The sequence below is a fragment of the Terribacillus saccharophilus genome (assembly GCF_002272075.1).
Lineage (GTDB): Bacteria > Bacillota > Bacilli > Bacillales > Amphibacillaceae > Terribacillus > Terribacillus saccharophilus_A.
The window spans coordinates 1-15580 of record NZ_NPBJ01000017.1; the positions used below are offsets into that span (position 1 = coordinate 1).

Consider the following 15580-nt stretch of genomic DNA (forward strand, 5'->3'; position numbering starts at 1 on the left):
CTGCACAAAAAAAGCCCTCCAAAAGAGGGCTTTTTCTTATCAATTATTTGCTGCATTATTCTTCGCTTTTACCCGAACCTGATAAACAATTAACAAAATAATGAACCATACTGGTGTGACAAACAAGGCAATACGTGTATCTTCAGCTAATGCTAGTACTACGATAACAAACGCCAGGAATGCCAGGATTAGATAGTTGGATATCGGTGATAATGGCATTTTGAATTTGCTTTTCTTTGCAAGCTCTGGACGTGTCTTACGATATTTCAAGTGGGCTAGAACTGTAATACCCCAGATGAAGATAAAACAGACTGTCGAAATGCTAGTAATTAAGGTAAATACACCTTCAGGTATAATATAGTTCAGAATAACCGCAATTAATATGACGATTATGGAGAAGAACAATGCGTTCTTCGGTACTTTACGCAAATTCAGCTTTTTGAACGGCTGCGGTGCGTGGTCTTCCTTAGCTAAACTATAAACCATACGGCTTGTACTAAAGACCGCACTGTTACAAGCTGATGCTGCTGATGTTAAAACGACAAAATTGACGATACCTGCAGCTGCGACGATTCCAACTGCTGTAAATACTTGAACAAACGGACTTTCCGAAGGATTGATTGCATCCCATGGATAGATACTCATGATAACGATGAGCGCACCAATATAGAACACAAGGATTCGAATCGGTATATTATTGATTGCTCTTGGAATGACTTTTTCCGGATCCTCTGTTTCTCCGGCTGTCAGACCGACAAGTTCAATTCCGACAAAAGCGAAGACAACCATTTGGAATGATAGAATAAATCCATGGATGCCATTTGGGAAGAAACCGCCATGATCCCAAAGGTTCGCAAAGCTGGATGGTCCAGCATCTGTCGAGAAACCGCGGAGTATCATAAACACACCGACAACAATCAATGCCAGGATTGCAACAATCTTAATTAAAGCAAACCAGAATTCCATCTCACCGAACAGCTTCACAGTCGCTAGGTTCATAATGAGCAGTATAACAAGTGCAACTAGACCCGGCATCCACTGCGGCACTCCCGGGAACCAGAATTGTGTGTAGATACCCACTGCAGTCAAATCGGCCATCGCAATCGATATCCAGCAGAACCAATAGGTCCATCCAGTAACGAAGGCAGCCCTATCACCAAAGTAATCACCGATAAAGTCCACGAATGATCCATATCCAAGATTACTTAATAGAATCTCCCCTAACGCTCGCATGATAAGAAAACAGAAAATACCGGTAATTAAATACGCAAATAAAATGGATGGTCCAGTCAGATGAATCGATTTCCCGGCACCAAGGAATAATCCTGTACCAATCGCTCCGCCAATCGCGATCAATTGGACATGCCTATTTTTCAATCCTCTGGCTAACTTTTCTTCAGCCATATGTTATGCTCCCCTCTTCCTTCATTTCGAGCATGGAAACATGTAGTATAGCCCTGACTCAAAATAAGTATACTAGTATATAGTATCTGAACAGAAACAGGGGTGCAATAATCAAATTTTTCTAAAACTTAACTTTACAGGTGAGAATTATAGCCTATTTTTACGCTTCTTTATGACATATGCTCCGATAATTACTAGATAAATAGCCAAAGTCACTGCTGTAATGATCACAGATGTTGTCCATATTACTCCAATCAGGATCAGTAACAGTGCAACGATTGCAAACCATGTCGTCACAGGAAATGCTTTGACATGATATGTCGACTTATCAGTCCGACCTTTCCGGGATTTCAAATGGGCAAAAGCAATAATCAGCCAAATGAACAGAACCGTGTAACCTAGTGATCCCATCAAATAATCAAATGTCTTGCTTCCTATAAACAAGGAAATAAGCACACCTACATATAAGAAAGAAGTACAAACAAGTATAGCGACAACCGGCACTTGTCTTTTTGACAGCCAAGCGAACCGTTTCGAAATTCTGCCATCGAGTGCTTGCGTATAAAGCACGCGTGATGAACCATAAAGACCTGAATTCATGGACGAGATGATTGCCAGTAAGATGACTGCGTTCATGACGTGATCTGCTCCCGGAATTCCGATAAGCTGGAAGACAAGCACAAATGGACTTACTGCGGATCCGTTCACTTCATTCCACGGAATAAGACTCACAATAATGAAGAACGGAAACAGATAGAATGCGATAATCCGAGTCAGCGTGCTGCGCACTGCCTTTGGTACGACCTTTTCCGGATTTTTCGTTTCAGCCAACGTCACACCAATGATTTCTGTTCCTCCATAGGAATAAATAACAACTAGCATTGCTGTAACTAGTCCTCCGGCACCATTCGGGAAAAATCCGCCATGTGCTGTCAAATTACTGAATCCGGGAGCTGTGTGATCTCCGAATGAAACAAGCAGCAGGACGACACCAGCAAGAATAAATAGAATGATAACACTTATTTTGATTAATGCCAGCCAGTATTCTGTCTCTGCGAATGCTTTAACCGAGAATAGATTGACTGCTGTCACAAGCACCGCAACAATCAGCGTCAATAGCCATACCGGATAATCAGGAAGCCAATATTGCAGGAAGATAGCTGCAACGACAGCCTCTGCTGCAATGTTCAATACCCACATCTTCCAATAAATCCAATCTAAGAAGAATGCCGGAAACTTGCCGATACTATTTTGTACTAAGTCACGGAAGGTTCTTGCTTCCTTATGTTGTACTGCCATTTCGGCAAGACCTTGCATGACGAATAAAAGAATAATGCCTCCAATTAAATAAGCAAGGATGACAGATGGTCCAGCCATATCGACAGCGGAGCTTGAGCCTTTAAACAAGCCGGCACCGATTGCCCCGCCCAACGCCATCATCATAATATGGCGTGCTGTCATGGTTCGTTTTAATCCATGTTGATCTTTCTTCATGATGTTGCCTCCTTGTTGTTCTCTAGCATTTCTCCAAAGAAAAAAGCCTTCCGTCTCATCTCCATCTAGGATGGAAAAGAGACGGAAAGCTTCTTTACTTCCGCGGTACCACTCTTATTGGTTTTATAAAAACCCACTCTTCACCTTGTAACGAAGGTCACTCGTCAAAACCTAAAGAATAAATCTATCAGTTCTGCTGCTCCAGGGTGAGTTCGAAGGAAGACATAGTCTGCGTTTCACCAACCCGCAGCTCTCTATGGCTATGCCTATCCTACTACTACTCCCATTCGTCGCATTTGTTAAAATATTTCGATCAATTTCGAATTATTCCTAACTATAATCGCAGCAGAATAGTTTGTCAACATTTCTTACAAATTAATTGACATGGAGTTTCACCTTGCCTAACAGACTAAAGTCAGCTTCGTACTGCCCCTTCCCTAATGGAATTGGTGATAAAAATGTACCCGAACTGATTACCATTCCTTTTTTCAAAAACAAGTTCTTTTCAGCTAATTTCTCTGTCAGCCAAGCTACCGAAGTAACGGGATTTCCCATAACTTCCGAGGCAAATCCCGTACCTACCTCTTTTCCGTCATGTGTTAATGTAAGCTTGATGCGCTCCACTTCTTCCAGCGCTAAATCACCCCTGCCCTTATCCGAAACAACCACTTTTCCTGTCACGCCATTATCACAGATTAAGTCCATCAGCTGGAACTTCGGGAACCAATCAGCGAAACGGGAATCGGGTATCTCTATACCGGCTGAGAGGATACTTTTCGCTAATATCTCCTCTTCTTCCGCTCCAATACTTAAATCCTCTTTTATAACAAAAACAATCTCCGGCTCGAGTAGTGGAGATAACATCGAAGCCAGCTCTATTTCTGTGTCACCAGTATGTATTGTATCTTCAAATAACGTTCCATAAGCTGGCTCCTTCGCTCCGAATAATGCCTGCGTGGCGGGACTTGTCATACTTATTTTATGACCATTACTTTGCTTGCCAGTTTTTTCGGCTCTTCTTTTGGCAAAAGTCTCTTGTACTTCATAGGCCTGTTCTACTGTAAGGTGATGTTGTTGGCTGATAAATTTTATTGGCTGCTTTATTTCCTGGACTTCAAGCAGCTGTGCTGCTAGTTCCTCTTTATCAACTTGTTTTGTTTGTTCTGGCATTTCTTTCTCCCTCTCTTTGTTTGAATTGTCTGATTTATAAGATTATATTATACGCATATAGTAATTTCCAGGAAAATTCCGTTTTCCAAATTTGTTTACCAGTATTCCTCTGTCTAATACACACACTATGCTCTGTTGCCACTCAACAAAAAAAGCACCTATCTTTGATAGGTGCTTGCATTTTGCCCTTATTTTTCGATTACTTTTGCATTCGTCACATTCGCAAGATTAACAACTTCTCCAGCTACACCGAACCAGCCGTTTTCACTTGCCTTAATCTCGTTGACAACGTGAACATAAGATCCAGACTGATAATCTGTGAATGTGTATTTCTCCCCACCAATAAACGTAAACTCTACATCAAACTTTTCCTGCACGAATAGTGCCTCCTTCAAAATCATCTTCATATATGGATTTCCCTTCGCTGACTAAGTTAAACGCTTATTTGCTTATTATCAAACTATTTAGTAATCTTGAGGTATAGCATCTTTGCTATAGAGGGAGATTATGATGGAAAAGTATATATTCTTGCATCTTGTTGGAACTTTCATCCTAGTCGGCGGTATTTACTTATCTTTAAAGCATACAATAATCGGTGCTTGTATGGCACTATTCGGGGCGCTTCTTCTCGGTATCGGATCCTATTTAATACCTAGTAAAAAAATGAAGCAGCCGAAGCATCAATAGGAAAAGCTTTTTTTACGCTGCAAGTATACAAGCATAATGAGTATATTCGGGACCCAAGAAAGCCAAGCAGTGTAAGCATAATACACACCATATAGAGCTGGGCCGAAAACAAACATAAACATACCTAACCAGATTCGCAGTGTGACAGCAGCGAATGTCATACTGTAATTGACCATTGTCCAGCGTCGATGCTGGGCTATTTTCTTTTGGATTGCTGCTTTCACAGCAAAGAAGACTGTTACCAGCCAGGTGATTGCCATCAAGGCAAAACCTATTTTTGCAAATGTTCCCCCAGATGCATAGTAAGCCAAATAAAGGCCAGTTATCCCTCCACCGATTACCCCTGCTGTATAAATATAGCCCATCCGTTTGTGTAATACTTTATTCTTTTGTCTGATACTATCCAGGAGCAGAAACGGACCAAGTACGAGCGCGAAGATACTCGTGGCAATGTGTATACTGAGCATGATTCTCCACATATCTGATAAAACCTCACCAGAACTGATTTTCTGCATTACCATGCCTGCTTTATCCAATCCGACAAACCCGTACTGAACTACAGAATATCCAGCAATACCGACTGCCAGCAAAGTCACAACACCCAACCGAATTCGTTTCAGGATCATTTCTTCCTCCTATTTTGACCAGTGGTCAGTTTTAGTTATAATAAAAGACCACTCAAATGGTCTTTTTTAAAAATTCTACATGCCTAGCTGCACCCTCGGCTGCCTCTTCGAAATTCTCAATACGGTGTAAATGGAGCGACACAAAACCATGCAAAGCAAGGAAAATTGAGTAAATATGATCGCTATAAAGATGAATGCCGCTAGCCTGTTCTACTGCCGCCGCAAACCGCTCATAGCTTTCTGTTGCCGGCCGCTGCATCAAACTATCCATTTCTTTACTTTTCAACATAAACATCAACTCATATTGATATGGGTGATCAAGTCCAAAACGGATAAATTCAAGGAATAAATCCTTCAGTTTATCATTCTCTTCTTGCACCATGATTCGATCGATAATACTATTCAATTCTTGAAAATAGTAGTCCAGCACATCCGAAAATAACGCTGTTTTATTCTTAAAGTGATAGTATAGTGCACCATGGCTGCATCCTAAATCATTAGCAATTCCCCGCATGGATACTTTTTCATAACCTTGCTCGATGAATCGTATCCTTGCCTGCTGGATAATTATATCTTTTGTTAGTTCCGCCATTTTAAACTCCCTTTTTGACCAGTGGTCAATTAGATTATATGTAAACAAAATCCTCTTGTCTACATATACGATATTATTATTGTTCGACACTTTCTTCCAAATAATCACAAAATAAGCCTCTATATACAAGATATCAAACCGCTTACAATATAAGTAAGACAAGTATATGACGGAAGGGTGATGCAATGTGGTGCTTAAAATGAAATGTATCTCCATCTTACATGCTTTTAAGAAAGGTGATCCAGGCAGTGCGTCCATTCTATTTTGGCAACACCATACATACAGCTTATTTACAAAAAAATTCGCTATTACCAATCTCGACTGAAAGCTACACAATATTTATTAATTTTACAATGAAATAATTGGATACATATTCCATTTGTGTTACGGTTGGAATAGTGGATAACTGTAAAAGATTGGATGGATAGAATTGATAAGACCCAAAATACGATTACGCTTTTTTGCATTGCCTATTCTTCTTCTGCTGACTGCAGCTGGATGTAGTAATACAGAAGAGGCAAGTACATACGAAACTAATTTACATACCAAAGAAATTCAGATGGAACATAAAGATACACCTACTTCTGCAGTGCTTGAGAATGAGTTAACAACTGAAGCTAAAGCAGAGTCTGAAAAACAGCAGTATGCAAACGATGATAATGCTGACACAGATACGGTTAGTCAGGCCAATACTAGTGAAACAAACCCAGAAGAAACAGAAACTAGCGAGGATAAGACCAAGTTTATAAATAGCTCTGATGAAGCTGTTGCTCTGCTTAAAGATCGACTTTCCATCACTGATGACGACGATCTCATTGTTGATTCTTTGGGTGGAACCCTCGAGAAGGATGTCTACGGTGCCTACTATACTTTAGTCACAAAAGTAAAGTCATGGGTAGAGAATGGTGGATCTGGTACCGCAGACACTTACCTTGTGTATGAAGACGGAACGATTATCGATCAAAGCGCAAGAAATGCCCCACAGGAAACCACGAATTCGAAGCTTGTAGGAAGTACCGATGAAGCTATTAATCTAGTAATTAAGCAGCTTGATTACTATGATGATGATTTCCTAATTGATTCAACAGGCGGAGATGCGGAGGAAGATGAATACGGCACGTACTATTATGTAATTGTAAAGTCCAAATCAGCAATGGAAAATGGCGGAACCGGATCTGTAGGAATTTACCGAGTATATGAAGATGGCACAATTATCGATGCATACGCAGAAGCAGCAGGTAGATAACTTATTAAAAAACACAAAATAAAACCGGATGAATTAGTAATTAAAACTAATTCATCCGGTTATTTATTTTCTAAATCACTTCTCATCAAAAATCGTATTCTGCTTCTTTTTTTGTTCGTATGGAAGCCTGTGCTTCCGCCAGGTCGAATGCATCTTCAATAAGTCTCTGCACTCGTAAATGCACATCATCATTGATAATATTTCCGTTCAGAAAATCCTTCTCTTCTGCAAATACGTACGATGATACCAGATGAGCTTTCATATACGAAAGAATTGGTTTCAGCTGCTGCTCTGCCACTAGGAAATGTCTTGCCGAGCCAGCAGTGACTATAATAGCTGCGACTTTATCGCGTAATGCTTGTGTTGGCAGCAAATCGAATACATTTTTTAATGTGCCGGGAATCGATGCCTGGAAGATTGGTGTACCGATAAAAAGAATGTCTGCTTGCATAATTTGCTCGGTGACATATGCTGTATCACCAGTGTAATCCAAATAGTTTCTTCCATCGCTGAATTGCAGCTGATAGTCCGCTAAGTCCAATAGCACGTGTTCTGCATTAGGATAAGCCTTATTCATCTCTTCCCAAAGAAGCGACATTGCTGTTTTTGTCTTAGATCCGACAATCGAACCGGATATACCTACCACTTTCATTGCTCAGCGCCTCCTTGCTTTGTATATTTCTTGATAGCCGGTAAAATTTCGGTACCAATATACTCAATGTTCCGTGCCATTTTCTCGAAAGGCACACCGCCGAAGTCAAGCTGGGCTAAATAACGCTGATGACCGAATTGCTCATGCTGATAGAGGATTTTCTCAATGATTTGCTGCGGGCTGCCGACATTGATGATGCTTCGGTGATCGGCACCTTGTGCAAATAGCTGTTTCGGGAAACCTTGTCCATTCGTCTTTTTCATACCTTCATTTATGTGCGGATAATAATCGCGTAACGCTTCCTGTGTTGTCTCCGCTGCATAGAAGAAGCCTGTCGTTGCTACTGGCAGCTGAGTCGGATCGTATCCACTTGCTGCCAGCGCTTCCCGGTAAGTATCAATCGTCTGTTTGAACACGCTTGCCGGTCCGCCAAGCATTGCCACTGTCATTGGTACACCAGCATAACCTGCTTTGATTGCGCTGGCAGGTGTTCCGCCCACAGCACGCCAAATCGGCAGAGTGCCAGTGACTGGACGAGGTAGTACCTCTGCATTACGCAAAGGTCTGCGGAATTCACCGCTCCAATTGACGACTTCTTCCTCATTTAGTTGAAGAAGCAAATCGAACTTCTCTTCGAAAAGCGCCTCATAGTTATGCAGGTCGTATCCAAGCAATTCAAACAGACCAACACGTGATGCACGGCCGGCGATAATTTCTGCGCGTCCATTGGATATTAAGTCGAGCGTTGCAAAGTTCTCATACACACGAACCGGATCTGATGTACTAAGGATTGTCGAGGAACTGCCGATTTTGATTTTTTCCGTAGCTTGCGCAATTGCTGCCAGTATAACAGCGTGAGCCTGCGATGCAAAATAAGGCTGATGGCTTTCACCAACACTGAAGAAATCGATGCCAGCTTGATCAGCTAGTTGAGCGAGCTGGACCATCTGCTGGATCCTCTCTTTAGCAGAGATACGTTCACCTGTACGCGGATCAGCCAAATGGTCACCTAATGTGTATATGCCAAATTCCATACCTTTACTTGGGTCAATGCGATATTTTTCCATATTCCTGTCTCCCTAAGCTTTATCGTACAACCATTATCCTCCAAAGAACTCTTATTGGAAAGTACGCACTTCAAAGTGGTATAGTATAGAAAAGGATACTGTGAATGGGGGATATAAAATGAAAGATGTACCTGTAGAAATACAACCGGAAATGTGTAAAGTGACGGATGCGCTTGGTATTCTTGTAGGAAAGTGGAAACCGGTCATCCTTCTGCATCTGCTAAACAGTGGGACACAGCGCTTTAATGAACTGAAGCGTAGTTTACCCGGTATCACGCAGAAGATGCTGACAAACCAGCTTCGCGAATTAGAAGAAGAAGATATCATCGAACGTAAGGTATACGCGCAGGTTCCTCCGAAAGTTGAATATAGCGTTACGGAATACGGAAGAAGTCTCGAACCAATTTTGCATGCAATGCATGAATGGGGAGCCAAGCATACAATCCATAAGCAATCAAAGAAACATAATCAAGCAGAAGCTAAATAAATACAAAAAAAGATGAACTGTCGCCAGTTCATCTTTTTTGTATTATGCTAAAGTTTTCAAACGTGCAGCTGCTTCTTTCACTTGTGCAAGACCAGCTTCTACGATTGAAGCTGCTTCGCTAGGAGATGCATTATGACCTTCGATGATTACTTCATCAATGATTTCCATTCCGAAGATACCGCCGAATACATTACGCATGTAGTTAACAGCCATTTCCATTGGTGCAGCTTCTGGTGCAGAGTAAACGCCGCCGCGTGCATTTAGGAAGATTGCTTTTTTGTCAGTCATCAATTGAATCATGTTGCCTTCTGCATCATATTTGAATGCAAATCCTGCAGCATAAACGTAGTCGATGAATGTTTGCAATTTAGCAGGAATAGTCAAGTTCCATAGTGGGAACGCGAATACAACTACATCTGCTGCTGTAAGAAGATCCATCGCTTTTTGTTTTGCAGCCAATAGACGCTGCTCTGTATCATTTAGTTCAGCACCAGTTTGTACTTTACCGAAAGCATCGAACAACTCTTGGCCGAAATAAGGTGTATCCTCTGCGAATACATCATAAGTAGTAACAGAAAGATTTTCTGCACCTTCAATTTCTTGCTTGAAAGACTCATACATTTTGCTAGAAATCGCCTCGGTAGCCGGGCGGTTATTTGCTTTAACAACTAATACGTTCATTCTGTAAAACCTCCATTATTCCTCATTCAGGATCGTATTCCCCTAAATCCCCTGTTATCTATTATTAAGTTTTTTAGACACTGCAACAAGTACGCACTTAAAAGTGGCATAGTATCTTTTAGGATACTATTGGGAAGATACAGCAAAAAAGCAGCCTATCCAGGCTGCTTCTCCATCTTAATCTTCTTTATTCTGATGTAACGGCGGTGGAATCAGCCAGCCTTTTTCCTTCAAAAGCTTCAAGAATTTCGCACCTAACATCGCTTTATTTGTATGGAACTGTCCAAACATCATACCCACATCTTCTCTGATAGACTGACCCATCATCGTACTGCAGCTGACAAGCCCAGCTGCCACAGCAGCAGAAGCTGTAGCTGCCACGTCTGGATCAATAAAGCGCGCTCCGACCGGGATAGATTCGAGATCCACTTTTGGTGGTTCCGGAGCAGCAGGAGGCAATGCAATACCATTCGCCTTTAGTATTTCCGATACTTGCTTGACCTCTGCCTGTGCTCCATCAATTGCTTCCCCGATTAATTTCTTCAAATCATCATCGCCAACATGATTCAAAAGCATCTGATGATTCGCGATCATTTTATTACCTGTTAATACAAACGTCCACAGACCATATACTTCGCCATAATGCAACGGCTCATCTTGCGGGTTTCCGCTCAAAATTCCCATAGTAATCCTCCTAAACAAGTTCATACTTGTGCCGCCTTTCCCTTGCACACTATTAGAATTACCAATTTCACTGAGTTTATGTAGATCTTTAACAGCATCTGCCATCAAGTTAAAAACATGGAAAGAAAGTGACAATTAGTTCAGCTGTTGAGGAGGTTCAGGCTGATGTTTGTGTTTAATTTCAGAAAACAGATTGGATGCTTCCGTTTGTGCCGGTTGAGGGCTTGGGTAGCTCTGATTACCTTTTAAGATGCCTTCGATCATCTCTTTTAGTTCGGCTACTTCTCCCTTGGTTGCTGGCTGACTTTTGTCTTTTAAAAGATAGCCCAGTTGACCGCTCGGCTCGACAGTGGCCCACTTAACATCTTGAATGGATGAAATACCTTGTTGCCTGAGACGCATCTCCAGCTTATCAACGGATAACTTCAATTTTTGAAGGGTTTGTACGTCTAATTGTCCGTTCTCAATAACTACTTTTGCCCTGCCGGTAAAAAAAGACTCTGCTCTATCCCACTTCAATTGGATATATTCAATGACCAGCAAAGTAAAAATTAAAATCGCAGCAATGCCGAATGTCCCCCAGAGATTCTTCCCGCTGACTGGCTGGATCAGTAATGTACCAATTGAAATCATGATGACTGTTTGGGAAATAGTCATCTGAGAGATGGACCGTCTCCCCGAAAACCTGATAAGCAATATACCAACGATAATAATGAGGACAGATTTCCAAATAACGTCCCAATCCATTTTTAAATCACCTTCCACAGTGTTCGTTTGTCTTAACATCTCCCTTTAATCTAAAAACATGTATGATTGGAATCTAAAAAAGCCAGCCCATATAGGCTGGCTCCAATTATGCATTTTTCAATTCGATTATTCCTTTTCGAATCGGCGTCAATGATCTGCCAAGCAATTTTTCAAAGTCATCACTTGCCACTTCCAAAGCACCTTCCCGGATTCCCTTTTGAATATCGACGAGCATCGGCAGAAGGAAATCTGGTACCCCTGCTTCTTTCATAAATCCTGCATATGCTTGGTCATCCACTTGCTGCACCTGTACTTCTTTACCAAGAACTTCTCCTACTTCTTTAGCAAATTCTGCTTGAGAAAGGAGTGGTCCAGACAGTTCATAAATTTTATTCTCATGCCCTTCTCCTGCAAGAACAGCTGCCGCTGCTTCTGCATAATCCTGCTGCAAGGCCCAGCCTACTTTTCCATTTTCTGCAGATGTAACCCAAGGGGCACCTGCAAGTACTCCTTGAATACTTGAAGCTTCGTTTTCAAAATACCAGTTATTGCGAAGGAACGCGTAAGGAATTCCTGCATCCATGATCGCTTGCTCTGTAGCTTTATGCGTAGGAGCAAGGAACAGCTTACTTTCCTGTGCATTTACAACACTTGTATAAGCAATGAACTTCACATTAGCCTTCACAGCTGCTTTCACTGCTTGGGTATGCTGGAGAATTCGAGTCTCATTATCTCCATCTGCAGAAATAAGCAACAAGCGATCAATCCCAGCAAATGCTTTATCCAAAGAATCAGGTTGATCAAAATCCCCATGACGCACCTCTACCCCTTGTGCTCGCAAATCTTCAGCTTTTTCTGGTTTACGTACACTCACTGCTAAATTTTCAGCAGGAACTGTTTCAAGCAGTTTCTTTATAATTTTGGTTCCTAGGTTACCAGTAGCGCCTGTTACTAACATTTTCATATGTATAGCCTCCATCTCCATGTAATTATTTAGGTTACTTGTAATCAATATAGTTACTAGGGGTGTCCTTGTCAATCAAAAGGTTTCTTCAATTTCTTACTGTATGAGATACATTACATCACCGAACTGAACATGATGAGCACCACATACGTTAGACACGACCTTCCAATAAATAGCTCATTACAATAAGTATCCCTTTCGATCCCTTAACTCGGCGGCCCGTATCCTTGTAACCATACTTCTCATAAAGCATACGAGCAAACCCATTCGCTACATTCACTGCAAGCACAACTTCATTTACTTGCGGAAACTGAAGCTGTACGAATTCCGGCAGCTGCTGCAGCGCAGCTTTTCCGTATCCTTTTCCGAGTTCATTATATTCAGTTGATAAAGTGCGCAACAGTATTGCTTTGGGGTTATCCGAATAAGGCTGTACTCCTTCTTGCTCATGCAAAGCGAAATAAACTACAAGACGATCATTTTCTATCCCTAGGATTGCATGACGATTCGGTTCCGCCATGCATAAGGGGATACTCTTAGATGGATGCGCCGTAAAACGGAGCTGTTCTTCTGATAGTACATAGGCATCAACCAAGCTTGTATGTGTTTCTCTATAGTTAATGAGTTCCATATCGTTTCCCCTTTCAGTAAATAAATGAACTAATCTTAAACTGTAAAGCAAGATTACTGAAGAATTTATAATAATCAAAATATAAAGCAGAAGCAATTAGTTATTTGTATTAATTTTACAATTATATACTTGATTGAAATATATAATTGAATTAATCTTATATCATGAACAAAACAAGTTTACTCAAAGGTCACTTAGAAATGTGTGTATTATCGATTTTGAAGAAGAAAAAAAGCTATGGATATGAAATTATGAAGGAATTGGAGAAATACGATTTAAAACTGAAAGGAGTAAGCAGCATTTACCCTATTCTCACCAAATTGAAGGAACAGCAATGGGTCGATGTCAGCAGTGAAATTACCGATAGTGGTAAAGCACGAATTTACTACACGATTAATCACCTCGGTGAAAAGCATTTGGAAAAAATTATCGGGGATTGGATAGAACTGCAATCTAATATCAAGTCTTTACTCACGAATAATGAGGAGGAATTGTAATGGGTGTAGAACTTACTAGTAAAGAAAAGGAGTATTTGAAGAACGTCTCACAAGAGTTAATCAGCAGAAAGTCTACGAAGGAACAAATTCATATTATCGAACAACAGCTCCTGGAACATATGGAGGAATCCAGACTGCATGGGATCGATCCATTTGAAGACTTGGAAACACCAGCAGAATTCGTAAAGAACTACTTAGAAATCAATCAGACACAATCTATGGCTCAACAAAAAAGATCCATATCAAAGAAGCAAATCCTTCTGGGACTTTCATCTTTTATCATCATATATCTGTTATCCCAGCTCATATTATCCATGTTTCTCACTCCATCATTCAGTCCAGCATTTAAAATTGCTGATTTTAACTACAATATTTTTTACAGCATCTCAGATAATTTGTGGTGGAATACCATGCTTATCATGATCAGTTTGATTGCAGCAGCACTCATCACGTCTCTTATAGTCTTTTATCTTTTTAGCAGGAAGGGCAGATCGAGATAATGATGCGTTTTTTCCTTCTCCTCATTGTCTGCTTCTCACTCCTTCCATTTTCTGTCCAAGCAGAAACTAGCAAAGAAACCAGATTGACAGAATACCTGGAAAAGTACCTGGAACAAGAAAAAATACCCGGTGCATCTATTTCCATTGTCAGTAAAGGCGAAACAGTTTATTCATATAATTGGGGTGTAACAGGAGAAGATGAACAGCAAATCACCTCCCAAACCCCTTTTGCCCTAGGTTCTATCAGCAAATCCTTTACCGGTCTGGCCATTGCAAAGCTAGTCGATGAGGGGAAGCTCTCACTTGAAGATAAAGTAAGTGATCTTCTACCGTACCTACATTTACAGGGCAAAGAAAACAGCATTACGATTCATCATCTTCTGACTCATACAAGCGGCATTAGCAGCTATGACGGGTTGAAAGTTGCAGATTTAGGAATTACGGAACAAATTGAACTATATGATATTGTACACAGACTGTCCGATATCACACTTACACATGACCCAGGTTCCGTTCACCAGTATAGCCCTGCTAATTATCTAATTCTTGGAGCTATCATCGAAGAAATAACAAATCAAAGATATGCGGACTATATGCAGCAACATATCTTTTCAGCGCTTGGAATGACGAATACTGCAGCTGATGATGATGCTGCCAACCGTACCGGTTATCGCTACGGCTACCAATCGTGGTTCGGTTATCCCGTTAAAAGCAAGGTTGCATACGACAATAGCGGCGCACCATACAGTACTATTACTTCAAGTGCAGAAGAAATGACACAATTCATCTCAATGCTCTCCGGCAGAAGCAGCGAAAAGATAGATGATTCCATTTTAAACCTATACACCGAAAAACTTTACGAAAGGAAATCGGAGGTCTATTACGGCTTTGGGCTTCGGCATACCAAGCTTGATTCCGGACAAAACATTATCTGGCACTCAGGATCCACACCAGATGCTCATGCTGAATTATTCTACATTCCAGAAAATGATTGGGGAGCTATCATTTTAACCAATAAAAATCACATCCTCGAAGAAACTTCACTCCCTCTGCTTAAGCAAGGTATTGTTGATATTATGCAAGACAATGAACCTGCCAACATCCCTGGATACTTCCCAATCTTTCAAGTTATCCTGTGCATACTTGTTGTGGTACTTTTTCTTTGGACAGTTTATTTGATTACGAAAAGAAAAAAACTCAAAAGGAAAAAAAGATTATTTATAATAGGCACACTATCCTTAATATTCGGAGGCATTGTTATACCAAGCTTAATCTATATGACACAGTCACCATGGAGAAGCATCTCTGCATTCGCTCCTGATATTGCTTTCTTGACTCTATCACTGGCAGTTTTAATGATGAGTAGCGGGATAATTTGCTTGCTGTTTTACTTTCGCAAATCACCAAATTAAAAAGAGGCTGGGACATTAGTATTTTAGCCATATACAAAA

Annotated in this window: 19 protein-coding genes and 1 other annotated feature; of the genes, 6 read left to right on the forward strand and 13 right to left on the reverse strand. The window is 40.9% G+C overall.

The genetic code is table 11. The features are described 5' to 3' along the window. Positions 1–39: 39 nt before the first annotated feature. The 4 genes from CHH48_RS09470 to CHH48_RS09485 all read right to left on the reverse strand — a co-directional run bounded on the left by CHH48_RS09470 (position 40) and on the right by CHH48_RS09485 (position 4445). The gene (locus CHH48_RS09470) at positions 40–1404 is read right to left on the reverse strand and encodes an amino acid permease (RefSeq protein ID WP_095218903.1); all 1365 of its coding nucleotides are present in this window, start codon (positions 1402–1404) and stop codon (positions 40–42) included. Positions 1405–1551: 147 nt separating this feature from the next. Further along, entirely contained in the window at positions 1552–2898 is a 1347-nt protein-coding gene (locus CHH48_RS09475; RefSeq protein WP_095218904.1) for an amino acid permease, read from the reverse strand. Positions 2899–2972: 74 nt separating this feature from the next. Further along, positions 2973–3198: a binding site (T-box leader), on the reverse strand. A gap of 75 nt (positions 3199–3273) precedes the next feature. After that, positions 3274–4068: a 2-keto-4-pentenoate hydratase gene (locus tag CHH48_RS09480; RefSeq protein ID WP_095218905.1), complete on the reverse strand. Its 795-nt coding sequence runs from the start codon at positions 4066–4068 to the stop codon at positions 3274–3276. Between the two features lie 188 nt (positions 4069–4256). Beyond that, positions 4257–4445: a hypothetical protein gene (locus CHH48_RS09485; protein WP_038558421.1), complete on the reverse strand. Its 189-nt coding sequence runs from the start codon at positions 4443–4445 to the stop codon at positions 4257–4259. A gap of 133 nt (positions 4446–4578) precedes the next feature. Between CHH48_RS09485 and CHH48_RS19520 the strand changes: the two genes are divergently transcribed. Continuing rightward, positions 4579–4755, forward strand: a complete 177-nt coding sequence (locus CHH48_RS19520; protein ID WP_176466397.1) for a hypothetical protein — start codon at positions 4579–4581, stop codon at positions 4753–4755. On the opposite strand, the gene CHH48_RS09490 is transcribed toward CHH48_RS19520, so the two are convergent. Beyond that, a complete protein-coding gene (locus tag CHH48_RS09490) occupies positions 4749–5381 on the reverse strand; it encodes a DUF2306 domain-containing protein (protein WP_095218908.1) in 633 nt (210 codons plus the stop codon). The two genes, CHH48_RS19520 and CHH48_RS09490, sit on opposite strands and share 7 nt — an antisense overlap. 52 nt (positions 5382–5433) lie before the next feature. Next, positions 5434–5973: a TetR/AcrR family transcriptional regulator gene (locus CHH48_RS09495; protein WP_176466396.1), complete on the reverse strand. Its 540-nt coding sequence runs from the start codon at positions 5971–5973 to the stop codon at positions 5434–5436. A gap of 430 nt (positions 5974–6403) precedes the next feature. Here CHH48_RS09495 and CHH48_RS09500 point away from each other — a divergent pair, with 430 nt between their 5' ends. After that, positions 6404–7219 carry a hypothetical protein gene (locus CHH48_RS09500; protein WP_095218910.1) on the forward strand — a complete coding sequence of 272 codons (816 nt, stop codon included), beginning with the start codon at positions 6404–6406 and terminating at the stop codon, positions 7217–7219. An 85-nt stretch (positions 7220–7304) separates the two neighbouring features. Here the strand turns inward: CHH48_RS09500 and CHH48_RS09505 are convergent, their stop codons facing one another. Continuing rightward, positions 7305–7871, reverse strand: a complete 567-nt coding sequence (locus tag CHH48_RS09505) for an NADPH-dependent FMN reductase (protein WP_095218911.1) — start codon at positions 7869–7871, stop codon at positions 7305–7307. Further along, positions 7868–8938: an LLM class flavin-dependent oxidoreductase gene (locus CHH48_RS09510; RefSeq protein ID WP_095218912.1), complete on the reverse strand. Its 1071-nt coding sequence runs from the start codon at positions 8936–8938 to the stop codon at positions 7868–7870. The genes CHH48_RS09505 and CHH48_RS09510 overlap by 4 nt, the downstream gene beginning before the upstream one ends. 118 nt (positions 8939–9056) lie before the next feature. Here CHH48_RS09510 and CHH48_RS09515 point away from each other — a divergent pair, with 118 nt between their 5' ends. Next, entirely contained in the window at positions 9057–9425 is a 369-nt protein-coding gene (locus CHH48_RS09515; protein WP_038558413.1) for a winged helix-turn-helix transcriptional regulator, read from the forward strand. A 42-nt stretch (positions 9426–9467) separates the two neighbouring features. On the opposite strand, the gene CHH48_RS09520 is transcribed toward CHH48_RS09515, so the two are convergent. The 5 genes from CHH48_RS09520 to CHH48_RS09540 form a co-directional block, all read right to left on the reverse strand. Continuing rightward, positions 9468–10106: an FMN-dependent NADH-azoreductase gene (locus tag CHH48_RS09520; RefSeq protein ID WP_095218913.1), complete on the reverse strand. Its 639-nt coding sequence runs from the start codon at positions 10104–10106 to the stop codon at positions 9468–9470. Between the two features lie 177 nt (positions 10107–10283). Beyond that, on the reverse strand, positions 10284–10790 hold the full coding sequence (locus CHH48_RS09525; RefSeq protein WP_095218914.1) for a DUF3231 family protein: 507 nt from the start codon (positions 10788–10790) through the stop codon (positions 10284–10286). 135 nt (positions 10791–10925) lie between these two features. Beyond that, positions 10926–11537: a DUF421 domain-containing protein gene (locus CHH48_RS09530; RefSeq protein ID WP_095218915.1), complete on the reverse strand. Its 612-nt coding sequence runs from the start codon at positions 11535–11537 to the stop codon at positions 10926–10928. Between the two features lie 106 nt (positions 11538–11643). Continuing rightward, positions 11644–12501: an SDR family oxidoreductase gene (locus CHH48_RS09535; RefSeq protein ID WP_095218916.1), complete on the reverse strand. Its 858-nt coding sequence runs from the start codon at positions 12499–12501 to the stop codon at positions 11644–11646. A 151-nt stretch (positions 12502–12652) separates the two neighbouring features. Continuing rightward, positions 12653–13132 (reverse strand): GNAT family N-acetyltransferase, encoded by a 480-nt coding sequence (locus CHH48_RS09540; protein WP_095218917.1) that lies wholly within the window; start codon positions 13130–13132, stop codon positions 12653–12655. Between the two features lie 164 nt (positions 13133–13296). On the opposite strand from CHH48_RS09540, the gene CHH48_RS09545 reads away from it, so the two are divergent. Genes CHH48_RS09545 through CHH48_RS09555 form a run of 3 tightly spaced genes read left to right on the forward strand, consistent with a single transcriptional unit; the run spans position 13297 to position 15541 of the window. Next, positions 13297–13629, forward strand: a complete 333-nt coding sequence (locus CHH48_RS09545) for a PadR family transcriptional regulator (RefSeq protein ID WP_095218918.1) — start codon at positions 13297–13299, stop codon at positions 13627–13629. Next, positions 13629–14129 (forward strand): hypothetical protein, encoded by a 501-nt coding sequence (locus CHH48_RS09550; protein WP_095218919.1) that lies wholly within the window; start codon positions 13629–13631, stop codon positions 14127–14129. The genes CHH48_RS09545 and CHH48_RS09550 overlap by 1 nt, the downstream gene beginning before the upstream one ends. Further along, positions 14129–15541, forward strand: a complete 1413-nt coding sequence (locus CHH48_RS09555) for a serine hydrolase domain-containing protein (RefSeq protein WP_095218920.1) — start codon at positions 14129–14131, stop codon at positions 15539–15541. Before CHH48_RS09550 ends, CHH48_RS09555 begins: the two co-directional genes overlap by 1 nt. Positions 15542–15580 lie beyond the last annotated feature (39 nt).